Here is a 23720-nt window from a genome sequence, read left to right on the forward strand (position 1 = left end):
TCGCGCCGCGATTAAACCGCCCCTAGCTTGAACAAATTTTAATCCGCAAAGGTCAACAGACTCTAGTATAAAATGAAAAAATACGCGTTTAATGTCAATTTGCTTAAAGTGTATTTTTATTTACGAATTTATCTACTGTTGAAAATTTAAGCTAAATTGTTGTGCTTAAGTATTTAGCTTATATGACCTTTTAAATTTTTACGAATTGATTTAAAACAATCCGTCTTATAGGGAGTCAATCAACAATTTTATTTCGACCACTATTTTTTGCCTCGTATAAATAGTCATCAACGTATTTTAAGCTGCTTTGTAGGCTAATTGTGCCATCGTGGGTAAGCAGTCCAATACTAACAGTAAAGCTAATATTTTTATTGCGATAGTAAACTTTATGTTCATTCACTGCGTTTTTAATACGCTCAGCGGCTTGCTTAGCTTCGGCTTTGTTTGTGTTAGGCATAATAATTAAAAACTCTTCACCGCCAAGGCGAAATACAGCGTCATTTTTTCTGGTGAGGCCATGTAAAATATTAGCGAGTTCTTTTAAACCCTTATCTCCAGCTTCGTGGCCGTAGTTATCATTTATGGCTTTAAAGTGATCTATATCGAGCATTAATAATGAAATATAGGTATTTTCATCTTGTGTTTTTAATAGCTCATCGGTAAGGAACCTGTATAAGGTTCGCCTATTTAAACATCCTGTAAGTGGGTCTACATTAGCCTGTTTTTCTAACTCTTTGTTAAGTGTAAATAGTTCTTGAGTGCGTGCCTGTATTCGTTGCTCTAAACTGGTATTAAGGGCTATGAGTTTGTGTTCTATGTTTATTTCTTTGCTTACATCGTTTTGCACCGCAAAGTAATAAGCGATTTTTCCATCTCTATAAATCGGCGATATTGCCAACTCATTCCAATAGGGTTCCCCACTTTTGGTGTAGTTTAAAATTCGGGTGCTTATAGGCAGCCCTTTTTTGAGGTGAGTTTTAAGTTTAGCTATCGTTTTTAAATCAGTATTTTCACCTTGTAAAATAGAGCCGAGCTTTTTGCCTTCGACTTCAAAAAGGCTATACCCTGTCATTTTTTCGAATGATCCATTAACCCAAATAACATGCTTATTTTTATCGGCAATGACCATTCCTACCGTAGTTTCTTTGAGTGCGGTAACTAAAAAGTCTCGTTCAAGGGCTATTTTTTCACTTCCTGTTATATCCTGAAAAATGCCGTATAGCTTAGTAATTTCACCATTTTTATTTCTTGATACATTACCGCTTGATATTACCGTGCGTTCTTGTTGATCGTCATCTACAACACGTAATTTTATACAACTCCATTCTTGCCCCGTTAAAAGCGCATTTTCGACAGCGCTGGCTATTTTGGGCTTATCATCTGCATGATAAAAGTTTATTGCAGTATCTAACTGTGGTGAATAGCGACTAGGGGAAACGCCATGGATAGTGTAAATTTCATCGGTCCAAAATAATTGGTTGCTATTACAGTCGAGCTGCCAATAACCTACTTTTAAAACTTCGCCTGCGTTTTCTATGATGGTTTGTAATTCGTTATTACTAATAACAGAGGACACTTGGGCAAAATGCTGGCTAAAAACTAAAACCATATATTGATGTTGGTTTTGATCCACATTATGTAAGCAGCAATTTAGTTTAATAGAGTAATCGGTTGCAAATGTGAGCTCAATATCAAATTGGTCTAACTCATTATGTTGCGATTTTAGTGCGAGAATTTGTTGTTGTAATAGTGTTTTGCTTTGAGTTGTACAACAGGCATACAGGCTTTCAATGGTTGGCATGTTTTTGGTTGTAATATTTAGCTCTGACCACCCATCTGAGAGATAACTGAGCTGATGATGGTTATCAAATACCATTAAAAGAAAGTTGCATTTTTCTAGCAGTGCAATATTTATGTCTTTAATATCCATAAGCTCCCTACATATGAAAAGTATTACAACAATATGGTTGAGTATAGACATCTTCTTTTATTTTTTCCGTTTGAAGGCAGTGTAAATAGTGGTCAGAATTTTTACTAAAAACGTATTTCAGGTTTGTTTTTGTGACTTTCCTGATAAGGTATTGGTTGTATAACAATATTTTAACGTTATTTCGTTGCTGTTAACGAAAAGCGAATCATTGGAGATTTTCATGAGCATATTTCGATTGAGTGTTATTACCTCGATTTTTTTAGCCGCAAATTTTTGCGCCAGCAATGCACAAGCCAATACTATAGTGATTCATGCGGGAGAGCTATTAAGCGTCCCTGGCGAAAAATCACAGCAAAAACAAACTGTAGTAATAGAAAATGGCAAAATAGTGTCTGTATCCGCTGGTTTTTTACCGGCCTCTCGATTTGGTGATGATGCCCAATTAATCGATTTATCGACCAGCTTTGTTATGCCAGGGCTTATGGATATGCATGTGCATTTACAAGGTGAGCTTGGGCCAGATAATAAAAAAGAACTGGTTGAAATGTCTGATGCAGATGTAGCAATGCGCAGTGTTCATTTTGCTAATAAAACCCTAATGGCGGGATTTACCACCGTGCGTGATGTAGGTAGCCAAAGCGAGCAAATGTACGCATTACGAAAAGGGGTGGCGAATGGTTGGGTTAATGGCCCGCGTATTATTGCCGGTGCTGGAGTAACTATTACTGGTGGGCATTTAGATGTTGATGGTATGAGTCCTGATTTACTCACCATAAAAACACCACCAACAGTGTGTGATGGCGCAGTTGAGTGCCGTAAAAAAACACGTTATGCAATTAAGTATGGGGCCGATTTAATTAAAGTGGCCTCTACCGGTGGTGTGCTTTCTGATACCACCACGGGGACGGGTCAACAAATGGAAGACGATGAGCTCAAAGCCATTGTAAAAACCGCACATGGGTTAGGGCGAAAAGTAGCAAGCCATGCCCATGCTGCACAAGGTATTAATGCCGCACTTCGTGCAGGGGTTGATAGCATTGAACACGGCAGTTACACCGATGAAGAGGGCATTAAGCTCTTTAAAGAAACCGGCGCTTACCTTGTACCAACGTTATTAGCTGGCGATACTGTGGTTAATATGGCAAAAAATTCAGATTTTATGTCTGCACCTATTAAGGCTAAAGCAACGAGAGTGGGGGGCGATATGCTCAACAATTTTACTAAGGCTTACAAAGCCGGCGTTAAAATTGCCTTTGGCACGGACAGTGGCGTATCAAAGCACGGTATTAACGCAAAAGAAGCCGTATTGATGTATGAAGCCGGTATGAGTACCTCCGATATTTTAAAGTCGGCAACCGTCAATGCTGCTGATTTAATTGATATGAGCCAGAGCTTAGGCACTATAGAGCCTGGTAAGTTTGCCGATATTATTGCCTTAGATTCCAGCCCACTTAGCGATATTAGCGCTTTAATGGATGTTGATTTTGTGATGAAAGAAGGCGTAATTTTCAAACAACAATAAACACTATATTTATTTTATTATGAATGACGTTATAACGCTGGTAGGTCGTACAACAAAATGTTTGTAGACGATTGACCAGCGTTATTTTGTTATACCGTTTTTAGGTAAAAAGGAAGTAGTTTATTTTGAAGAGCTTAGTGGTTTTATTTTTTAGTGTATGGCCTTTGTTAGCAAATAGTGCCTCGCAGCAACCAGTTGAATTTCCTGATGTTGAAAATAATGTAGCTTATGCAAAAGTGGCTTCATTGGGATTTAACTTAGCCGATGAAAAAATAGCCTACGGCAGTAATGAGTCACAGTACGCATTACTTTGGCGCGCAAAACAAGCACTGGTGCAAACGCCGTTAGTTATTTTACTCCATGGTGGCTGTTGGCTTAGTGAGTACGATATTAAACACACGTATGCGTTAAGTACGGGGCTTGCACAAGCTGGCTTTAACGTGTGGTCATTAGAGTATCGAAGAAGTGGTACAAGCGGTGGTGGCTGGCCTGTCACATTTAATGATATAAAAGCCGGTATTTTAGCGGCAAGTACTTACAATAATGGCGAGTTTAAATTAGCTGACTCGGTTGCTGTAGGGCACTCTGCTGGTGGACATTTAGCACTGCTTGCAGGTAGTGAAATAAGCCAGCTTAAAGGCGTTATTGGCTTAGCCCCTATCACTGATATAAAAGCATATGCACGTGGTAATAACAGCTGTCAAAAAGTGACAAAAGATTTTATGCAAGGTATGCCAACTGATAAACCTAAGGCTTACACGCAAGCTAACCCGAGTGAGCAGCCACTTCATCCCCAAAGCATTATTTTACAAGGTGACAAAGACGCCATTGTCCCCGCTTTTAATTTAGCGCAGCTTAAACGCCCGGTGGTGATGCTCGAAGGCGTGGGGCATTTTGATTGGATCCACCCAGGAACTGAGGCATTTAGTACACTAATAAAAAATTTAAATGAGATATAAAAATGAATTTTAATGAGATTGTAGCGCTTGATAAAGCCGACCCGCTGGCTAATAAACGCGATGAATTTGATTTACCCGTAGACACTATTTATCTCGATGGTAATTCACTAGGTGCCTTGCCTAAAGCCGTTAAGTCGCGCGTGGCAGAGGTGGTAAATCAACAATGGGGTAGTTACTTAATTAGAAGTTGGAATGATCACCAATGGATTGATTTACCCAATCAGGTAGGAGATAAAATAGCGCCGATTATTGGTGCTGCAAAAGGCCAAGTGATTTGTTGTGACTCTATTTCAGTTAACTTGTTCAAGCTGTTAAGTAGTGCGTTATCGTTAAACCCTGGCCGAAATGTGGTGTTATCCACGCAAGATAACTTTCCAACCGATTTATATATGGTACAAGGGTTAAGTGACTTATTAGGCCCTGACTTATGTCAGCTTAAATTAGTAGCAGAGCAACACATTGAACAAAGCCTTAGCGATTCAGTGGCGGTGCTGCTATTAACGCAGGTGAACTTTAGAACCGGGCAGCTATTAGATATGCAAAAGCTGACCAAGCTTGCCCACGAAAAAGGCATTTTAGTGATATGGGATTTAGCCCACAGCGCGGGTGCTTTACCGGTTGAGCTCGATAACTGTAATGCAGATTTTGCCGTTGGCTGTGGCTACAAATACTTAAACGGCGGCCCGGGCTCGCCTGCATTTTTATATGTGGCAAAACGTCATCAGGCTAGTGTAAAGCAGCCACTATCAGGCTGGATGGGTCATGCTAAACCATTTGCTTTTAATGCTGAATATCAGGGCGCTGATAATATAAATCAGTATTTGTGTGGCACACCGAGTGTGATTGCTATGAGTGCGTTAGATGCCGCCCTTGATGTATGGCAAAACGTAGACATTTCTCAAATAAGAGAAAAGTCGATTGCACTTGCCGAGGTATTTATTAAATTGCTACAAACACATTCATGCTTAAGTGATTTGCGTTTATGCTCTACTGAAAATGCCTGTCAAAGAGGTAGCCAATTGGCGTTTTCACATACAGACGCGTTCGCTATATGCCAAGCGTTAATTGAAAAAGGGGTTATTGCTGATTTTCGTGCGCCCAATATATTACGATTTGGTTTTACACCTCTTTATACCTCATTTGAAGATATATGGAATGCGGTCATGATTTTGGCTGAGGTGGTTAAAACCCAGCTATATACTCAGCCACGTTTTAATTTAGCAGGTAAAGTAACGTAACGTTATGATGAGCCATTATTCAATAATGGCTCATCAAATTACTTAAGTTAAAAAAGCATCGTGTTAGCAAAATAACTTGCTGCGCCTTTAGTCTATTGTTGCTCTTTTTTTAGATTAAAGTAATTGAGTTGCACTCTCATCTCGGTAGCTTGTTCTGCCATTTGACGTGCTGCCGCCATTGTTTCTTCTGTAATAGCCGAGTTTGCCTGGGTTAAACCGGTTAAACGTTGTACAACAAGGTTAACTTCTTTAATCGCTTGCTCTTGTGCGGAGGTTGAATGCGCTATATGTATGATATTTTTATTAACATCGCTAACAGCTTGCATTATGTGTTTTAATTTCTTCCCTGAGGTGTCTGCTAATTCCGTCCCAAGCGCTATTTTTTGATTACTATTTACAATAATACTTTTTATTTGCTTTGCCGATTTAGCACTACGCCCCGCTAAATCACCGACTTCATTAGCGACTACGGCAAAGCCTCTTCCATGATCGCCAGCTCTAGCAGCTTCCACGGCGGCATTAAGTGATAGCAAGTTTGTCTGAAAAGCGAGGTTGTCAATAACCGTAAGTATTTCGTTAATGTCTTTACTGGCTTCATTCACGTCATCAATCGCGCTAACGGTTTGTATTGATAAGCGATTTCCTTCTTCAGCAATTTGCTCTGCATTGCTTGCCAATGCCACGGCACTTTTTGATTGTTCAGATACTTTAGTTAGCTCATCTAGCATTTGCTCAGTACTTGAGCTTGCCTCTTCAAGGTTGGCTGCTTGTTCCTCTGTGCGTTTGCTTATTTCAGTATTACTTGAAGCTATTTCACCCGCATTTTGCATAACTTGACTAGCCGATACTTGAATTTCTTGAATGACATTAGTTAATTTCTCGATAGTCGCGTTGGTGTCGCTTTTAAGGGTATCGAATACGCCTTGATATTGTCCCTCTATATTTTTGGTAAGGTCACCTTTAGCTAAGTTTGACAAAACGCTACTGACTTCATTTATAGCCAATGAAACTAATGAGGTAGACTCATTAACATTATTTTTTAAATCTTCCAACTGGCCTTGTAATGGCTGTTTTAATTGATGAGAAAAATCGCCGTTTGCCATTGCAGCCATTACTTGGTTGAGGTCGTTTATGACACGTTCGAGGTTAGTTACCGAATGGTTTATATCTGTTTTTAAACTATTTAGTTGGCCTGTCATAGTCGATGAAATAGTATGATCAAAACGCCCCTGACTAATTGCTAGCATGACTGATGAAATCTCAGTTAAAGCAGTATCAATAGCAGTGATTGATGTATTGATGTTACTTTTTAGCTGCTCAAGTTGGCCGCTGGCTTCACCTTTTATCATTTTTTTAAAGTCACCTTGACTAACAAAGGTCATGACTTCACCTATTTCATTCATTACATTATTTAAATTAGCCATACTGGAATTAATATCTTGTTTTAAAATATCAAGCTGACCAGCTAAGGGGGCCTCTAATTGCGCTGAAAACTGGCCTTGTCGTAATGCACTCATAACGTCACTAATCCCATCTATGGCAATACTTAAGCTATTCACTGAGTTATTCACGCTGTCTTTTAGCTGGGCAAGTTTTCCTTTAGCTGGATAGGTAATTTGCTCTTTAAAGTTACCTTGCTCTACGTTAGCCATAATATCTACGATACTATTCATTGTGTTGTTTATTGAGGAAAGCGATTGGTTAATATTACTTTTTAAGGTGCCTAATTCGCCTGCCATTGAGGCATTAATTTGAATATCAAATTGACCATCAGCCATAGCAATCGCAATGTTATTTAATTCGTTTATTACCCCGTTTAGTGAACTTGCGCAATCGTTGGTTGCTTGTTTTAACGTATCTAACTCTCCTCGACATGGTGCTTCAATACGTTGATCAAATTTACCCGCAGCCATTTGGTTCATAACACGGTTTGTTTCACTAATAGATAACTGTAGAGCATCAAGAAGAGTGTTAAATGCTTGAGTGCTAACGCCTATTTCATCGCTTGAATAGACTGTTGCTCGTAATGAAAAGTCACCTTGCTGTTCAACTTTTTTCATCGTATCAGCCAGTGCATGTATTGGCTTTGTGAGTGTTCGCGCAAACCAATATGCGGCAATGGTAACAATGAAAATAGTGACAAAAAGTATCACAATGAGTTGTTGGGAAAGAGTCGTTATTGACTCAAAAGCTTCTTGTTCGTCCATTTCTGCTATGAGTGCCCAGCGAACATTAAATACATTTACAGGTGCAAATGCAGAGAGCACCATTTCATTGTTATAGTCATTTATAACATGCTGCCCTTTTTCATTTTTTAGTGCTTTGATTACAGATAAGGTATTCACAGTGCCTTTATTTGGGTTTCTAAACGAGCTTTCTACAGAGTGGTTTTTCGGATCAATATAAGAGTCAGAGCGCATTAACCCTTCAGGGCCAACAAGGTAGGTCTCTCCGCTTTCGCCCAACCCGTCACGTTCTTTCATAATTGAATTAATATCTTCAATCGATAATTGGGCAGCTAAAATAGCAACCGTTTTACCATCAACAACAATAGGCTTTCCTATAAAGCTTGCAGGGGCATTATATGAAGGGGAGTACTGTTTATAATCTGCAAAAGCAATTTTTTGTGGGTCGTTGCTGTCTTTTAATTGTCTAAATAGGTTCGCTAAATTACTTTTAGCGTAGGGGCCTGTTTGCAGCGATGTTGCAAAGTCTACTTCTTTATAAACAGAGTAAACAATATTGCCATTTGCTGGGTCGATAATGAAAATATCGTAGAACTTATTTATATTAGTCATATCGCGTAGATAAGGGTGATATTGGCGGTGCGCTTGCTCGTAAGAGTCTGATTGCTCTGTGGTGGTTAGTTTTTGTTTTTCACCGATTGGGTTTGGGTTATTAGCTAGATAACGAGATTGCAGCTCAATACTTTTTGGATTCATTTGCTTTAATAGAGATGAAGAGACTGTATTTGTTGGGTTTAGCTGTTTAAATTTTGGGGTAAAAGACTCTTCATAAAAGCGACTTAGCGACGCTGATGAGGTTGAAGGGGAGGTATTATTAAATCCATCTATAAACTTTGTCGCAATATTGGCCATTTCTGGATTTGCTTGCAGCGCATTAAGCTTTTTTTCAATGTTGTTAAAATAGCGTTTAACAGCGCTTTGTTTTACTTTACTCACAGCGTCTAAACGCGAATAAACCTGTTCTGTCATCGAGTTTGAAGCTGTATTAATTGCGACAATAATAATTATTGTTATTGGCACTAGGGCAACAACTAAAAAGGCGGAGATAAGTTTTTTTGTTAAGTTTAATGAATTAAAAAAGTGGTTAATTGTGAGCATTACTATGTCCCTGTAATAAGGTTTGTACCTCAAATGAGCATAGAACACAATTTGTGAAGATCTAGTTAATAATTAAAGTAATGAGTTTTTATTATAAAATAGCCGAGATTGATACAGAGCGCTTTCAATTTTAATGTAATTTCAGCATGCTTTTTTAGCGGTTTAAAGCAAAAAAACGTAGAAGCATTTAAGTGCTCCTACGTTTATTAATAGTCGTTCTAACGTTGAAGTTGAAAAAGCAAACGATGTTAGAGTGCGACTAAACTGCGCTCTAACATAGTTTGAATTTGCTTTACTATTTTAGCTTCAGTTTCGGGTTCAAACTGAGCAATTCGTGGGGTGTGAATATGTCCTGTCGGAATATCTGAATTTAGCTGATTTCGCAGGCGAATACTGCGATACGAAATTTCGTTAGACAAATAACCACCGCCACCGCCTCGCACTGCAATAGCGTCTTTTAATTCATCGAAACTATTAGGCTCAAAGTCTTTTTTTAAGGTAATAACATGATGGTTATCATTAATAGGAAAAGGGCCTTTTGCGCTTAACATAGCGCTAACGGGTAAGCTAAATTCTACAAACTCAGTACCTGGTAATGGGCGGTCGTTCAAGCTTGGAATGAGCGGCGCTGTTTTACTGCCTCCATACACTACATTGGCGTTGTCGGGCGCTGTTACACTGCGGCGCTTGCCTGGAAAGCGCTCAAGGTCAAAGTCTTTACTACCCATGCTAACGGTAACCACCATATCAACATTATTAAGTGCGTAATAAGGGGCAAGTAAGGATTCTATAATACCGTGATCAAAGTCTTCATAACGCACAGGCACCATCACTGTGTTTATTTCAGCACTAATACCTTTATAGTTAATGACTTGGCCATCAAGAAGCAGTGCTGCAACACCCGATGGGTTGCTTTGGTTTATATTTCTATCAAGTAAAAACGGGTCAAATCCAGTTAATAATATTTTTTTAGAGGTGTTTTGTGAGTAGCTAAGATCGGTGCGACCCCGGCTGCCATTCTCTAAAAGTGTTAATAACACTGTTTGCTGCGCCGCGCTCAGCAAAAATGCAGGCTTTGTGGTGCGAATAATTTTGCTTGATTGTAAGCGAGCCCAGTAAAGTGCGCGATCATCTAAGTTTTGCGTTGTAGCGATGCGTTTTTTTGCACTAAACCATAATCGTTTTGAGTAGTCATTAACGGCATCTACGGCTTGTGCATAGCTTGAGAGTGACTTGAATTGCAGCTCAAATTGATTAACTTCGCTGGCAAAAGCGCTTAGCACGCTAGGCATCGCTTGGCTGGCTTTTTCAATTCGCAATTCTTCTGGGGTTAGCGGTGTGTTTAAATTAGCTAACGCATTAGAAGAAGAAAAAATTAAGCTTGCAGCAATCAGTGTTTTTATCATGATGGTCCTAAACTGAGTCGTATTTGTTGTCTACTATCCTATGCCTAATAAGTGGGTGCAAATAAAATCGTTGGTTGGTTTTATGTTGCAAGAAGTATAAAACCGGCGTTAAATCAAAAACTACGGGTATTTTATTAAAAAGAGTCGAAACTCTGTGGTGGGTTTAGCTACAATGGTGGCTGTGTATTTTTTAGTTTTTTAATTTTAGGCAACTATGCAACTTATTCAAATAGATAAAGCTCGTTATCGTAAACATTTAAACCGCGTTATAGTCGGTTGTGCCGCAAGCTTAGCGATTGGTAGTTTAGCTATTTCACAAACGCTTATTGCATTATTTCCCGATGAAAGTGGTAGTCATTTTCATTGGAACTTATTAGGCGTAATTGTTACTAGTATTGGTATTGGCTGGTTGTTAAATAAATACCGTACACATCCTTTTATGACCGAGGTGGTATATGTATGGGAGCTTAAACAAGCGCTTAATAAAATTACCCGCAAGATGGCAAAGCTTAAAGCGGCGGGACGTGAAGGTAATCCTGATGCGCTATTAGCCATTCACTATAGTTATGCAGGCTCACGCTTGTTATGGCGGCTTGACGATAACACCATCACCATGGATGATTTAGCGATTAAACAAGCCGAGTTAGATAGCGTTGCGGCTAAATATAATTTAACCCTTAATGCCGATGACTACGATGACGCAATTTTAAAGCAGTTTTAATTTATAGGAATCACAATGAGCATAATTCTCTATGGTGTCCCGCTTTCTCCCTATGTACGTAAAGTACGTGTATGTTTAGCGCATAAACAACTCGACTATAAACTCGAAATAGTCTCGCCGTTTAATCAACCTGATTGGTTTTTAGAACTGAACCCACTAGGGCGAATTCCGGCGCTAAAAGACGACGAGTTAAGTTTGGCGGATTCTAGCGTTATTTGCCAATATCTTGATGAAAAATACCCTAATTCAGCGTCCTTACTCGGTGATACTATAGAGCAACGTGCAGCCGTTCGCTGGTTAGAAAAATACGCAGATTACGAGCTGGCTCCTTTTGCAACATTTACGGTGTTTCAGCAACGTATTATTGCTCCCACAATGCAAAAGCCAACCGATGAAGCCTTAGTGCAAAGTGCATTAAATGAAAAACTACCGCCTTTATTTGATTATTTAGAAGGTTATTTAGGGGATAACGAGTTTTTTGTTGGCGAGAGCTTAACCCTTGCCGACATTGCTGTGAGCTGCCAGTTAATGAATATGGAGCATGGTGGTGAGCAACTTGATGAGTCGCGCTGGCCTAATCTTGCAGCATTGCATAGCCGTGTAAAACAGGGGACTGCTATGCAGAGCATGCTTGAGGGCGAGCAAAAAATATTAGCCTCATTAAAATAATGTTTATTACTGATTTTTTGCAAAAGCTTAGGAGCTATAAGTGAAAAAAGTACTGATAGTGTGTTTGGGAAATATATGTCGTTCACCTACCGCAGAGGCGGTATTAAAAGCTCGCGCTAAAGAGTTAGGCATTGATTTGCTAGTGGACTCGGCTGGGACTATTGGTCATCATGAAGGTAATCCGCCAGATAAACGCTCTATGCAGGCTGGTGAAAAACGCGGTTATAGTTTTAAAGGTATTTTTTCACGCAAGGTACGCAGCAGTGATTTTAGCGAGTTTGATTTAATTTTAGCAGCCGATACGCAAAACCTCGCAGATTTAACTGCACGTTGCCCCGAGCATTTACAATACAAGCTTGCGTTGTTTTTAGAGTATGGCGAGCAAGCACAAAGCGCAATTCCGGACCCTTACTATGGCGGTGATGATGGCTTTGAAAAGGTACTTGATTTAATAGAGGCCGCCAGCGATAACATTTTAGCTAAGTTAAAGTAGAATAAACTAAAAAGGCGCTCAACGCGCCTTTGGTATGTTATTAACGGTTTACTTTAAAATCGAGCTGTACTTTGGAAGTTGCTGCAACCGCTTTTCCATGTTCAAACTTAGGTGCATAACGCCATTGCGCTAATGCTTCTACTGCCGATTTTTCAAAGGCCACGCCACCTTCAGAACTAAGTACTTGCGGATTTTTTACAAAGCCAGACTCATCTACTTCAAACTCCATAACTACACTGCCATCTTTACTAAATCGCGCCTTGTTTTTAGGGTATTTAGGGTTAACGCGGTATAGCGGCGTTTGCTCTTGGCTTTCTTTCCACGGCACCATTTTAGCAATCGCGATGCAGTGTTTGGTGGCTTCATCACTTTTGCCTTGTTTTTCATACAAGCCAATTAATCTTGAGTGTGCGGTAAGCTCGGCGTTATGATCGTAACTTAAGCTTTCATCAAACACATTTACTACACGGTTAAGTCGTTCTATTGCTTGATCGTATCTTTTTCGACCTTCCGCAAATGACGCCATTAAAAAATCAGCTTTTATTTGTTCAACTGAGTTTTTAGGTAAGTTAGCCAGATAATACTCATCGGCTTCTTCTAGGTAGTTTTTAGCTTCTCGGTATTTTTCATAGCTGAATTTATTAGCTAGTATGGTTGCCGCTTCTAGTTTCATATCAGCCACAAACTTAGGGTTGTTTTGTGTGTTTGCGATTGCTATCACTTGCTCTAAATAATAATCCGCTTTTTGAGCAGAAGGGGCAAAACTAGCCATACCGACTAAAGCATCAATGGTTTCAGGCGATTGCTTACCATGGTTATTAACTAAAATAGTATAGGCTTGTTGATAGAGCGAAAAACGCTTTTCAATCCACTGTTTACCGTATCGATTAATTGATTTTGCATAGTTAATCGCTAAGTTTGCGGTGTTATCAGCATTTTCACCGTAAACAGTTTTACCTAATGTGTAAGCCTGCTCCGCGGCTTGTTGCACATTTTCTTTGGTTTTAATCGCATTTAAGTAATTTTGATACGCGTCGTTGAAAACGGCTTGAGCGTTATTTGTTTGTTCGGCAAATGACGTGGTGCTCAATACAGATAAACCTAAGCCCATCAGTAATGCAAGTTTGTTTAATTTCATAATGATCCCTATTATTTGTCGATAACAAATTAGCAAATCCTTGTGTATATGTCATCACTTTAGGTAAATCAAGGTAAACGCTCGCTAGTAATATATTTGCGGTTAAAGATTGAAAATAGTCGCTACCGTCGCCATATATTTGCCATAAACAGTCTTGTACTACGGTGTATTTAACCTATTTTGTGATATTATCACTTTATCGTGTCGTAGTTTTTTTTATATTTGGATTGGTCGTGGCGCAAGTAAGAGCAAGAGTCCAGCTTAATGTTGGCAAAAATAGTGATATTCCTGCAGAAATTATTTCCTTTAGTGGCTTAAAAGATGGCCAAGAGCATGTTGCGTTAGTGTTTAAAAACGCCGATACCGAACAAGGTGTTCCGCTTATTCGTATGCATTCTGAATGCTTAACCGGTGATGTGTTTCACTCGTCACGTTGTGATTGCGGTGAGCAGTTAAATGAGTGTATTGAAATGATGCACGAACAAGGCGGTATTTTACTTTATTTACGCCAAGAAGGGCGTGGTATTGGTTTATATAATAAAATTGATGCGTATGTACTGCAGTCACAAGGTATGAACACTTACGAGGCCAACAATCATTTGGGCTTTGCTGATGATTTACGTGATTTTTCGGATGCTGTATTAATGCTCAATGCGCTCAATTTAAAGCATGTAAAATTAATGACTAACAATCCTAAAAAGCTTAACGCATTAAAAGATGCTGGCATAGAGGTGGACTCTGTTGTGGGCACTCATGCACACATTAAAGCTGGGCTTTCAGGTAACAAGGCGTATTTAGAGACTAAAATTAAGCATGGCTCTCATATGCTAGATATTAAGAAAATTAAAAAACCTTAGGGTCTGTTGACCTTTCAAGATTAAATTTGCAGCAGTCTGTTTGGTATTTAGGCAAGGCAGAGCCTATGTGGTGTGGTTATTCCCCATAAATAGGCGATAACGCAGCATCAATGCCAAACAGGCGCTGCCCGAAGGGTTCTGCCTAGGGGCGATTTACTCTTTGTTGCCTACATGGATGTAGGTAAGGGGCGTGAGCAGGACGCGGAAGCTTTGCTCGGTTTTGACTTAGCCCACTAGGTTACAAACCTCGCGCCGCGATTAAATCGCCCCTAGTTTGAACAAATTTTAATCCGTAAAGGGCAACAGACCCTAATATTAACGGCATTTATCGCCACCACCTCTGTAATACCAACCAACGCCGAGTTATACTCGGCGTGTTTTGTTTTAATTAAGAGCAAGTATGTCTACACAATTACGAATTTTTAAAGCGGATGCGGCATTAAAATGGTTTAAAGCGGGTTGGCTAATTTTCAAAACTCAGCCATTAACCTTTATCTTTATGCACTTGTTTATTGGCATTGTTGGCTTGTTGTCTTTATTTTTGCCGTTATTACAAATAGTCGCAGCATTGGCTACACCATTTTTAACCGCTGGTTTTTATCAAGCCGTGCTTACCAAGCAGCAAGGCGGAAAAATTATGTTAGCCGACATTTTGAAACCCTTTTCAGCAAAAGGAAATCGCTTAGGCTTATTTCGCTTAGCGCTTTATCAAATGGGTGCCGGTATTTTAATTGCGCTGCTCGCCAATGGGTTATTTTCCGATGCGATGGCGGTTATGACGCAGCCTGACTTAGACCCTAATACAGCAATTAGCCAAATGCTTGAGAGTATTTCGTTTGCCAATGTGGCACTGTTTTTAATTGCGCTGTCGATATACTTTACTTCGTTTGCCTATGCGGTACCGCTGGTTTACTTTAATAAAGAACAACGTATTTTAAATGCCTTAAAAAGTTCGTTTATGGTGTTTTATTATAATATTTTACCACTGAGTGTTTATGGTATTATTTGCGCATTATTAATAGTGGTGTCGATGTTCTTATCGCTACTACCGCTGTTGATTTTAATGCCAATTTGCTACATTAGTTTCTTTGTTTCTTATCAGGCTATTTTTATGCCCGTTGTGCCACCAAGTGATGACAGTAACATTAAGCCTTTAAGTAGCGAGCAAAGCGGGCGCTTTGACGCTTAATGGATGATACGTTAAAACAAAAGTTAAAAAACTATGTGCTTTGGTTACTAGGAAGGCAAGAGTATTCGCGCCGAGAGTTAACCCAAAAGTTACAGCAAAGAGAAGCAAGCGACGAGTTCATAGAAAACCTGCTTGATTGGTGCGAAAAGCACAATTTTATTAACGAGCAGCGTTACTGTGAAGGGTTTGTAAGAAAGCACATATTTAAATGCCATGGCTTAAAGCGAATTCAAAGTGAGGCCATGAGTAAAGGGATTGATAGAGCACTGCTTGAAACAGTGATTGAAGAGCTGGAAATAGATTGGTTTGAGCTCGCGCAGGAAGCGTACAACAAAAAATATTCAACGACACCGGCAAACCTCGAGTACAAAGAAAAAGCTAAGCGCGTGCGCTACTTAATGTATCGAGGATTTAGCTATGATCAAATAAATTTTGCAATGCAAGCACAGTAAATACAGGTGAGACTTTCACATGCAGCACATGACTACCGCACAAATTAGGCAACAGTTTTTAGACTTTTTTGCCAGCAAGCAACACCAAGTTGTTCCTTCTAGTTCGCTTATACCGGGTAACGATGCCACGTTGTTATTTAATAATGCCGGTATGGTGCAATTTAAAGATGTATTTTTAGGCGCTGAAAGCCGCCCTTACACACGCGCAACCAGTTCGCAGCGTTGTGTGCGTGCTGGTGGTAAACATAACGATTTAGAAAACGTAGGTTACACAGCACGTCATCATACCTTTTTTGAAATGCTAGGTAATTTCAGCTTTGGTGATTACTTTAAGCAAGATGCAATTAAATTTGCGTGGGAGTTTTTAACTGAGGTTGTAAAACTACCAAAAGAAAAGCTGTTAGTAACTATTTACCATGATGACGAAGAAGCCTTTGGCTACTGGGCTAACGATATAGGCTTACCTGAAGATCGTATTATTCGTATTGCAACGAGCGATAACTTTTGGTCTATGGGTGATACGGGTCCTTGTGGTCCATGTTCTGAAATATTTTATGATCATGGCGAGCATATTTGGGGCGGTCCTCCGGGCACACCTGAAGAAGATGGTGACCGTTTCATTGAAATTTGGAACTTAGTATTTATGCAATACAACCGTCAAAGCGACGGGACTATGGAGCCACTTCCTAAGCAATCTGTTGATACAGGTATGGGCCTTGAGCGTATTTCAGCTATTTTACAAGGTGTGCATTCAAACTACGAAATCGACTTATTCCAAGGCTTAATTGCGGCCGCTGCAAGCGTTACCAATGCACAAGATATGGATGATAAATCACTTCGCGTGGTAGCCGATCATATTCGTTCGTGTGCATTTTTAATTTCAGATGGGGTTATGCCATCAAATGAAGGCCGTGGTTATGTATTGCGTCGTATTATTCGTCGTGCAGTACGTCACGGTAATAAGTTAGGTGCTAAAGGCGCGTTTTTCTATAAATTGGTTGCTGCACTTATTGAGCAAATGGGTCAAGCGTACCCAGAGCTTGCTAAGCAACAAGAAATTATTGAAAAAGTACTACGTATTGAAGAAGAGCAGTTTGGTAAAACGCTTGAGCGTGGTTTAGCTATTTTAGAAGAAAGCTTAAGTGATTTAACCGGGGATGTGATCCCGGGTGACTTAGTATTTAAGCTTTACGATACCTATGGTTTCCCTGCTGATTTAACAGCCGATGTTGCGCGTGAGCGCCAGATGACGATTGACCATCAAGGTTTTGAAGCATGCATGGCAGTACAACGTAAAACTGCGCAACAAGCGGGTAAGTTTGGGGCTGATTACAATGAGCAATTAAAATCAGACAAGCACACTGACTTTAAAGGCTACGATAGCACTCATTACAGCGGCACAGTGGTAGAAATTTTTGCCGGTGGCGAAGCTGTATCATTACTTGAAGATGGTCAACAAGGTATTATTGTTTTAGACCGTACTCCGTTTTACGCTGAATCAGGCGGCCAAATTGGTGATAGCGGAACAATCACAGTAGCCGGCGGTGAGTTTGTGGTGACTAATACCACTAAACTGGGTAATGCTTTTGCTCACCATGGAACAGTTCAAGGGCGTATTGGCGTTAACGATAAAGTGGATGCGACTATTGACGATGCGCGCCGTGACAGTATTAAGAAAAACCACACCGCTACGCATATTTTGCATGAAGCACTGCGTCAGCTTTTAGGTGAGCACGTATCGCAAAAAGGCTCACTTGTGCAGCCAGATCGTCTGCGTTTTGACTTCTCACATTTTGAAGCGGTGACCAAACAAGAACTGCGCGAAATTGAGCGCGTAGTGAATGACGAAATTCGTCGTAACTTTGCTCTTAACACTGAGCTAATGGCAATTGATGATGCTAAAGCAAAAGGTGCAATGGCGCTGTTTGGCGAAAAGTACGATGACGAAGTACGCGTTGTGACTATTGGTGATTACTCAATCGAGCTTTGTGGTGGTACACACGTAGAGCGTGCGGGTGACATTGGTTTATTCAAAATTGTATCTGAAAGCGGTATTGCTGCTGGTGTTCGTCGAATTGAAGCGGTAACAGGTGCAGAGGCAATTGCTTATGTAAGCGAGCAAGAGCAACAATTAGCTGATGTTGCAGCGCTTGTAAAAGGTGACAATGCGTCAGTGCTTGAAAAAGTAACTGCCTTGCTTGAAAAGTCGAAAGGGCTTGAAAAACAAGTTGCCCAGCTTAACGATAAACTAGCCAGTGCGGCAGGTGCATCGTTACTTGATTCAGTGGTTGAAATTAACGGGGTTAAATTGTTAGTGGCCAACGTTGAGGGCACAGAATCAAAAGCGCTTCGCGGTATGGTTGATGACCTTAAAAATAAAATTGGCTCAGGTGTTATTGCCTTAGGTGTTGCCAGCGGCGACAAAGTAAGCTTAATTGCGGGTGTAACTAAAGACTTAACTGGCAAAGTAAAAGCGGGTGAGTTAGTTAATCACATGGCAGGCCAAGTAGGTGGTAAAGGCGGCGGTCGTCCAGATATGGCGCAAGCGGGTGGTTCTGAGCCACAAAATTTAACAGCAGCACTTGATAGCGTAACAGCTTGGTTAACTGAGCGTACTTAAGCTTAAGTGGCACTTATAGTTCAAAAATTTGGCGGCACTTCGGTAGGCTCAATAGAGCGTATTGAAGCGGTCGCCGACCTTGTTGTTAAAACTAAGCAACAAGGCCACCAAGTGGTCGTGGTGCTTTCGGCAATGTCGGGAGAAACCAATCGCTTAATTAATCTTGCCAAACAAATCGACTCTCGCCCGAGTAGTCGTGAACTCGATGTATTACTCAGTACCGGTGAACAAGTCTCTATTGCTTTATTAGCGATGGCCATTATTAAACGCGGCCATTCAGCGGTAAGCTTACTAGCCGATCAAGTGAATATATTAACCGATAACATGTTCGGTAAAGCCCGTGTAGAAGAAGTTGCGGCAACGCGTTTAAAACATGAACTTGAACATAACCGTATTGCTATTATTGCCGGCTTTCAGGGGCGCGATATTGAGGGCAACGTGACCACGCTTGGGCGTGGTGGCACCGATACCTCTGCGGTTGAAATTGCTGGTGCAATAAAAGCCGATGAGTGTCAGATCTATACCGATGTTGATGGCGTATATACTACAGACCCGCGTGTGGAACCTAACGCACGACGTTTAAGTCATGTCACCTTTGCTGAAATGCTTGAGCTGGCAAGTTTAGGCGCTAAAGTGTTACATATTCGCTCTGTAGAATCTGCTGGTAAACACAATGTTCCTCTGCGGGTGTTATCTAGCTTTAAACCCGATGAAGGCACGTTAATTAGTTTTGAGGAGAGCGACGTGACAAGCAATGTCGTATCGGGTATTGCATTTAATCGAGATGAGTGCTTAATTAAGGTGCATGGAATGCCGCAAGGCACCAAACATCTTGCAAAAGTTTTGAAACTTTTTGCTGATAATGGCATCGAAATAGATATGATTAATCAAATTAATCATAAAGTTGAAAAAGTCGACTATGCTTTTACTGTGCATTTAAATGATTACTTAAACGCACTTGATTTGTTAACGGCTGAGCAACAGCAATTTGACGCACAGGCAATTGACGGATTGACCAATGTGGCGAAAGTGTCAGCGGTGGGTATGGGGATGAAATCTCATTCCGGGGTAGCGAGTTTATTTTTTGATTCGCTAGCACAAGAAAACATTGATGTGATGTTTGTTGCCACCTCAGAAATTAAAATTTCAGTTTTAATAGATGAAAAATACCTAGAGCTGGCTGTTCGTGCATTACATAAGACATTTTTAACAGAAAATGAATAGATTGAGAGTTTTTACTTACTTTTTAGTCTAATTTTAATTAAAATGTTTGTGCGGAATCTTATAATTTTATTGGAACATGGGAGCAAGAGAATGCTAATACTAACTCGTAGAGTAGGCGAGACCCTTATGATTGGTGACGAAGTAACCGTTACTGTTCTAGGTGTTAAAGGAAATCAAGTTCGTATCGGTGTTAACGCACCTAAAGACGTATCAGTTCATCGTGAAGAAATTTACATGCGCATACAAGCTGAAAAGTCTAACCCTAATCCGGGCAATGCTTAATCAATATAGTATAAAATGTGCTAGTTAATGTAACTATGACATTTGTAAAAGCCACTCATTGAGTGGCTTTTTTGTTTATAAAATCAATCGTTTCTTCGTCGAGTATTGCCTTAGAAATGTATTGCATACCGCTTTTACTTTTTAACAGTAGCCCGCAATCGGTGGTAATTATTTCGTTAATGTCGTGCCAAGCTAACTGGTAATTTTTGTAATGATTGGTTGATTTTATTCCGTCTTCGTCGAAGGTGAGAGTGACTTCAGAACCAGACGCTCTGCTTAGCATTTGCCTGGTAACCCACCATGGGCGGCGATAGTAAAAGGCGATGCATTCGAGTAGGGCTAGCATCAGCAAAAATGTACCTAGGTAATGATCTCCTAAACCATAAATACCAAATAATCCCAATACAACAAGCAGTGCTAATAAAAAATATTTAGGTTGCGCGCGTTTACTATAAGGCAGCGATTGGTCGAAGCATTCATAAAAGTAAGGTTTATCGAGTTTATAGGTTGTCGTAAATACCATGCATCTATACTTAAAAGCTATTTTTTATCATTTTAGCAAGCTATGTGGCAAATGCGCAGCTTAAAAAGAATTAATAGTTCAGAGTTTATAATTAATGGGTAGCAACTTGGCGACTAATACTAAACACAAAAAAAAGCGACCAAATGGTCGCTTTTTAAAAAGGGGCTGAATTAGCAATTTGTTTCTTCAGCGTTGACACCTTCTTTTACTTCTTCACAGGCATCTTCTACTTTATTTTGAACATCTGTCACGGCTTCGTCGATGCGTTCACCGGCTTCTTCTGCATGATTGTCTTCACAACCCATAATAAATGCACTTGCGAATAGGCCAATAGCAGCTGCTTTAAGTGTTGATGATTTCATAATGTAATTCCTTGTATATAAATTTAAAAAAGTTCGTTGTTTCTTATCTACCTGGGGCTTTTACCACGTAAGGCGCCAGAGACAAGTGAAATAACCAGTAAAACTAAAAAGATAAAAAATATGATCTTAGCAATTCCTGCTGCGGCTCCTGCAATACCACCAAATCCTAAAACGGCTGCGATTAGTGCGATCACCAAAAATGTAATTGTCCAGCGTAACATTGTCATCTCCTTGATTTATCTAAGTGTTAAAGTGTTGTTTTTATATAAGCGAGTAATATGCCAGTATTTTATTTTGTTTTAAATCAACGGTTTAACTTATCTTTTTGAGTTTGGCTTTATATTAGGTTGGTAATTTTTACGGTTTTATCTGTAACTTATTCACAGTGGTGTCTGATGAGATAATAAATAGTTTTTACAGTCGTTATTTTGGTAAGACCAATTAACATTTGCTTTGGCAGTTTTTAGTGGATTAGCTCATTAGGTATATTTTTATGTGTTTTTACAGAATATTAGGGTTTTTATATATTCTTTGTTTATAACGAACATTTTTACCATCTATATATATAGGTTAAATAAGCTATTTTAGGTGGTGTTAACCTTATTGGTGATATGTTACTTTTAGATTAATTGGTTTTACCAATTTACAATGTGTAGACAAAAGAATAGTTTTTGTTACTATTGGTGAATATTTATTTAAATAAACTGACTTTTTATGTATTCAGTTTTGAACAGGGGAGAATTATGGATATAGGGGCTTTGCTCACAACTGCAGGCAATTTAATGCTAACCGGTATGGTGGGGGTGTTTGTATTTCTTTCTTTATTGATTGGTGCAGTGACAGTTATGTCTAAGCTGGCTAGCAAATTTTCTCAGCCAGAACTTGAAGTATCACAGAGAACACCATCTTTTAAATCTCAAGGTGTGCCAAATGAGCACATCGCTGCAATTAGTGCTGCCATTGCTCAGTACAAAACAAATAATAATTAGAGGAGCATACCAATGGCTAAATTAAAAATAACAGAACTCGTACTTCGAGACGCACATCAGTCGCTTTTAGCTACCCGCATGCGATTAGACGACATGTTACCTATTGCAAAAAAAATTGATGACGCAGGTTATTGGTCTATAGAATCTTGGGGGGGAGCTACCTTTGACTCATGTATTCGTTATTTAGGCGAAGATCCGTGGGAGCGTATTCGCGCGCTTAAAAAGGCGATGCCAAATACACCCCAGCAAATGTTACTTCGCGGTCAAAACTTATTGGGGTATCGCCATTATGCTGATGATGTTGTTGAAAAGTTTGTTGAGCGCGCACACAAAAATGGCGTAGACGTATTTCGTATTTTTGATGCCATGAATGATGTACGTAACTTAGAAACTGCCATAAAAGCGGCGGTTAAAGTAGGCGCGCATGCCCAAGGTACGATTTCTTACACGGTAAGCCCAGTACACACATTGGATATGTGGCTAACACTTGCTAAGCAGCTTGAAGAATTAGGTTGTCATTCAATTTGTATTAAAGATATGGCGGGATTGCTTAAGCCTTACGATGCAGAAAAACTGATTAAAGGCTTAAAAGAAACGGTTTCAATTCCTATTGCCATGCAATGTCATGCAACAACGGGTTTAAGTACCGCAACGTATCAAAAAGCGATTGATGCCGGTATTGATATGCTCGATACGGCTGTATCGTCTATGAGTATGACTTATGGTCATTCAGCAACTGAAACAATTGCTGCAATCGTGGAAGGTACTGAGCGTGATACTGGGCTTGATTTAAACCACCTTGAAGAAATTGCCGCTTACTTTAGAGACGTACGTAAAAAGTACGCTGCGTTTGAAGGCAGTTTAAAAGGTGTTGATGGCCGAATTTTATTAGCCCAAGTGCCAGGTGGTATGTTAACTAACATGGAAAATCAGCTTAAAGAGCAAGGCGCTGCTGATAAACTAAACGAAGTATTACTTGAAATTCCACGGGTGCGTGAGGATTTGGGCTTTATTCCATTAGTTACACCGACCTCGCAAATTGTTGGTACTCAGGCAGTACTTAATGTGCTTACTGGCGAGCGCTATAAAACCATCACCAAAGAAACCGCTGGCGTATTAAAAGGTGAGTATGGTTCAACACCTGCTCCTATGAATAAAGAGTTACAAGAGCGTGTACTTGATGGCAGCGAAGCAATTACCTGTCGCCCTGCAGATGTGATCAAACCTGAACTTGAAACGCTTGAGGCTGAATTAAGTAAACTTGCGCAAGAGCAAGGCTTAACGCTTGCTGATGAGCAAATTGATGATGTGCTCACGTATGCCTTATTCCCACAAATTGGTTTGAAGTTTATTAAAAACCGCAATAACCCTGACGCATTTGAACCTGTTCCTAGCGCTGATGATAGCTCCAATAAAGCACCTGAAAAATCAGCGGCAAACAATAAAGGCGTTAAGGCTGAGCAATACAGCGTTAAAGTAGATGGCAAAGTATACGATGTCGTGGTTGCTCAAGGCGGTGAGCTTAAAGAGGTGACGCTAAAAGACTCTGAGCATATTCCACAGTCGGCATCAGTTGCTTCAGGTGAAACTCTTAATGCGCCACTTGCCGGTAATATCTTTAAAATTAAAGTAAAGCCAGGTCAGGTAGTAAATGAAGGTGATGTGGTGATTATTATGGAAGCCATGAAAATGGAAACCGAAGTACGCGCCATGCATACCGGTACAATTGCAGACGTGCTTGTCTCTGAAGGTGATTCAGTGTCAACCGGCGATGCAATGATTGCATTAGCTTAAGGAGTAAT

At 40.0% G+C, this 23720-nt stretch carries 21 protein-coding genes; 14 read left to right on the top strand and 7 right to left on the bottom strand.

From position 1 onward, the window contains the following. Positions 1 to 235: 235 nt before the first annotated feature. A complete protein-coding gene (locus tag KK487_RS02865; RefSeq protein WP_128583506.1) occupies positions 236 to 1930 on the bottom strand; it encodes a GGDEF domain-containing protein in 1695 nt (564 codons plus the stop codon). 220 nt (positions 1931 to 2150) lie between these two features. Here KK487_RS02865 and KK487_RS02870 point away from each other — a divergent pair, with 220 nt between their 5' ends. From KK487_RS02870 to kynU, 3 genes are all read left to right on the top strand, one after another. Continuing rightward, on the top strand, positions 2151 to 3452 hold the full coding sequence (locus tag KK487_RS02870) for a metal-dependent hydrolase family protein (RefSeq protein ID WP_128583507.1): 1302 nt from the start codon (positions 2151 to 2153) through the stop codon (positions 3450 to 3452). Positions 3453 to 3577: 125 nt separating this feature from the next. After that, positions 3578 to 4411, top strand: a complete 834-nt coding sequence (locus KK487_RS02875) for an alpha/beta hydrolase family protein (RefSeq protein WP_128583508.1) — start codon at positions 3578 to 3580, stop codon at positions 4409 to 4411. 2 nt (positions 4412 to 4413) lie between these two features. After that, complete coding sequence (gene kynU, locus KK487_RS02880) at positions 4414 to 5649, top strand: kynureninase (protein WP_128583509.1); 1236 nt, start codon at positions 4414 to 4416, stop codon at positions 5647 to 5649. Between the two features lie 92 nt (positions 5650 to 5741). Here kynU and KK487_RS02885 read toward each other — a convergent pair whose 3' ends face one another. Together KK487_RS02885 and KK487_RS02890 are read right to left on the bottom strand one after the other, a co-directional pair. Continuing rightward, positions 5742 to 8993 (bottom strand): methyl-accepting chemotaxis protein, encoded by a 3252-nt coding sequence (locus tag KK487_RS02885; protein ID WP_215521980.1) that lies wholly within the window; start codon positions 8991 to 8993, stop codon positions 5742 to 5744. A gap of 248 nt (positions 8994 to 9241) precedes the next feature. Next, positions 9242 to 10399 (bottom strand): PA0049 C-terminal domain-containing protein, encoded by a 1158-nt coding sequence (locus KK487_RS02890; RefSeq protein ID WP_215521981.1) that lies wholly within the window; start codon positions 10397 to 10399, stop codon positions 9242 to 9244. 214 nt (positions 10400 to 10613) lie between these two features. Between KK487_RS02890 and KK487_RS02895 the strand changes: the two genes are divergently transcribed. The 3 genes from KK487_RS02895 to KK487_RS02905 are packed head-to-tail and all read left to right on the top strand — an operon-like array spanning position 10614 to position 12282. Beyond that, the gene (locus KK487_RS02895) at positions 10614 to 11120 is read left to right on the top strand and encodes a DUF3087 domain-containing protein (RefSeq protein ID WP_138627061.1); all 507 of its coding nucleotides are present in this window, start codon (positions 10614 to 10616) and stop codon (positions 11118 to 11120) included. Positions 11121 to 11135: 15 nt separating this feature from the next. Next, entirely contained in the window at positions 11136 to 11789 is a 654-nt protein-coding gene (locus KK487_RS02900) for a glutathione S-transferase family protein (RefSeq protein WP_013464120.1), read from the top strand. Between the two features lie 40 nt (positions 11790 to 11829). Beyond that, complete coding sequence (locus KK487_RS02905; RefSeq protein ID WP_138764746.1) at positions 11830 to 12282, top strand: low molecular weight protein-tyrosine-phosphatase; 453 nt, start codon at positions 11830 to 11832, stop codon at positions 12280 to 12282. A gap of 40 nt (positions 12283 to 12322) precedes the next feature. Here KK487_RS02905 and KK487_RS02910 read toward each other — a convergent pair whose 3' ends face one another. Beyond that, entirely contained in the window at positions 12323 to 13420 is a 1098-nt protein-coding gene (locus KK487_RS02910; RefSeq protein ID WP_138764747.1) for a TonB family protein, read from the bottom strand. Between the two features lie 233 nt (positions 13421 to 13653). Between KK487_RS02910 and KK487_RS02915 the strand changes: the two genes are divergently transcribed. From KK487_RS02915 to csrA, 6 genes are all read left to right on the top strand, one after another. Then, positions 13654 to 14277 (top strand): GTP cyclohydrolase II, encoded by a 624-nt coding sequence (locus KK487_RS02915; RefSeq protein ID WP_013464123.1) that lies wholly within the window; start codon positions 13654 to 13656, stop codon positions 14275 to 14277. 400 nt (positions 14278 to 14677) lie between these two features. Continuing rightward, positions 14678 to 15466, top strand: coding sequence for a BPSS1780 family membrane protein (locus KK487_RS02920; RefSeq protein WP_215521982.1), 789 nt, complete (start codon positions 14678 to 14680; stop codon positions 15464 to 15466). Then, positions 15466 to 15918: a regulatory protein RecX gene (locus tag KK487_RS02925; RefSeq protein ID WP_138764108.1), complete on the top strand. Its 453-nt coding sequence runs from the start codon at positions 15466 to 15468 to the stop codon at positions 15916 to 15918. The genes KK487_RS02920 and KK487_RS02925 overlap by 1 nt, the downstream gene beginning before the upstream one ends. Before the next feature lie 19 nt (positions 15919 to 15937). Further along, positions 15938 to 18538 (top strand): alanine--tRNA ligase, encoded by a 2601-nt coding sequence (gene alaS, locus KK487_RS02930; protein ID WP_215521983.1) that lies wholly within the window; start codon positions 15938 to 15940, stop codon positions 18536 to 18538. Positions 18539 to 18544: 6 nt separating this feature from the next. Then, entirely contained in the window at positions 18545 to 19762 is a 1218-nt protein-coding gene (locus tag KK487_RS02935; RefSeq protein ID WP_013464126.1) for an aspartate kinase, read from the top strand. A 90-nt stretch (positions 19763 to 19852) separates the two neighbouring features. Then, on the top strand, positions 19853 to 20044 hold the full coding sequence (gene csrA, locus KK487_RS02940) for a carbon storage regulator CsrA (RefSeq protein WP_004587515.1): 192 nt from the start codon (positions 19853 to 19855) through the stop codon (positions 20042 to 20044). A 55-nt stretch (positions 20045 to 20099) separates the two neighbouring features. Here the strand turns inward: csrA and KK487_RS02945 are convergent, their stop codons facing one another. From KK487_RS02945 to KK487_RS02955, 3 genes are all read right to left on the bottom strand, one after another. Then, positions 20100 to 20567, bottom strand: coding sequence for a YcxB family protein (locus KK487_RS02945; RefSeq protein WP_008115132.1), 468 nt, complete (start codon positions 20565 to 20567; stop codon positions 20100 to 20102). Positions 20568 to 20737: 170 nt separating this feature from the next. Continuing rightward, positions 20738 to 20929 (bottom strand): hypothetical protein, encoded by a 192-nt coding sequence (locus KK487_RS02950; RefSeq protein WP_013464127.1) that lies wholly within the window; start codon positions 20927 to 20929, stop codon positions 20738 to 20740. Positions 20930 to 20976: 47 nt separating this feature from the next. After that, positions 20977 to 21150, bottom strand: coding sequence for a DUF1328 domain-containing protein (locus KK487_RS02955; protein WP_002961939.1), 174 nt, complete (start codon positions 21148 to 21150; stop codon positions 20977 to 20979). A gap of 522 nt (positions 21151 to 21672) precedes the next feature. Here KK487_RS02955 and KK487_RS02960 point away from each other — a divergent pair. Further along, positions 21673 to 21918: an OadG family protein gene (locus KK487_RS02960; RefSeq protein ID WP_013464128.1), complete on the top strand. Its 246-nt coding sequence runs from the start codon at positions 21673 to 21675 to the stop codon at positions 21916 to 21918. Positions 21919 to 21930: 12 nt separating this feature from the next. Beyond that, positions 21931 to 23712, top strand: coding sequence for a sodium-extruding oxaloacetate decarboxylase subunit alpha (gene oadA, locus KK487_RS02965; protein ID WP_016900617.1), 1782 nt, complete (start codon positions 21931 to 21933; stop codon positions 23710 to 23712). Positions 23713 to 23720: the final 8 nt, after the last annotated feature.

Source organism: Pseudoalteromonas sp. SiA1 (assembly GCF_018732205.1).
In the GTDB taxonomy this organism is placed as follows: Bacteria; Pseudomonadota; Gammaproteobacteria; order Enterobacterales; family Alteromonadaceae; genus Pseudoalteromonas; species Pseudoalteromonas tetraodonis.

Bases quoted from the DNA above. Each gene is read 5' to 3' on its own strand.
- KK487_RS02865 (WP_128583506.1), bottom strand. From the start codon at position 1,930: ATGGATATTAAAGACATAAATATTGCACTGCTAGAAAAATGCAACTTT.
- KK487_RS02870 (WP_128583507.1), top strand. From the start codon at position 2,151: ATGAGCATATTTCGATTGAGTGTTATTACCTCGATTTTTTTAGCCGCA.
- kynU (WP_128583509.1), top strand. From the start codon at position 4,414: ATGAATTTTAATGAGATTGTAGCGCTTGATAAAGCCGACCCGCTGGCT.
- KK487_RS02885 (WP_215521980.1), bottom strand. From the start codon at position 8,993: ATGCTCACAATTAACCACTTTTTTAATTCATTAAACTTAACAAAAAAA.
- KK487_RS02890 (WP_215521981.1), bottom strand. From the start codon at position 10,399: ATGATAAAAACACTGATTGCTGCAAGCTTAATTTTTTCTTCTTCTAAT.
- KK487_RS02895 (WP_138627061.1), top strand. From the start codon at position 10,614: ATGCAACTTATTCAAATAGATAAAGCTCGTTATCGTAAACATTTAAAC.
- KK487_RS02900 (WP_013464120.1), top strand. From the start codon at position 11,136: ATGAGCATAATTCTCTATGGTGTCCCGCTTTCTCCCTATGTACGTAAA.
- KK487_RS02910 (WP_138764747.1), bottom strand. From the start codon at position 13,420: ATGAAATTAAACAAACTTGCATTACTGATGGGCTTAGGTTTATCTGTA.
- KK487_RS02920 (WP_215521982.1), top strand. From the start codon at position 14,678: ATGTCTACACAATTACGAATTTTTAAAGCGGATGCGGCATTAAAATGG.
- KK487_RS02925 (WP_138764108.1), top strand. From the start codon at position 15,466: ATGGATGATACGTTAAAACAAAAGTTAAAAAACTATGTGCTTTGGTTA.
- alaS (WP_215521983.1), top strand. From the start codon at position 15,938: ATGCAGCACATGACTACCGCACAAATTAGGCAACAGTTTTTAGACTTT.
- csrA (WP_004587515.1), top strand. From the start codon at position 19,853: ATGCTAATACTAACTCGTAGAGTAGGCGAGACCCTTATGATTGGTGAC.
- KK487_RS02945 (WP_008115132.1), bottom strand. From the start codon at position 20,567: ATGGTATTTACGACAACCTATAAACTCGATAAACCTTACTTTTATGAA.
- KK487_RS02950 (WP_013464127.1), bottom strand. From the start codon at position 20,929: ATGAAATCATCAACACTTAAAGCAGCTGCTATTGGCCTATTCGCAAGT.
- KK487_RS02955 (WP_002961939.1), bottom strand. From the start codon at position 21,150: ATGTTACGCTGGACAATTACATTTTTGGTGATCGCACTAATCGCAGCC.
- KK487_RS02960 (WP_013464128.1), top strand. From the start codon at position 21,673: ATGGATATAGGGGCTTTGCTCACAACTGCAGGCAATTTAATGCTAACC.
- oadA (WP_016900617.1), top strand. From the start codon at position 21,931: ATGGCTAAATTAAAAATAACAGAACTCGTACTTCGAGACGCACATCAG.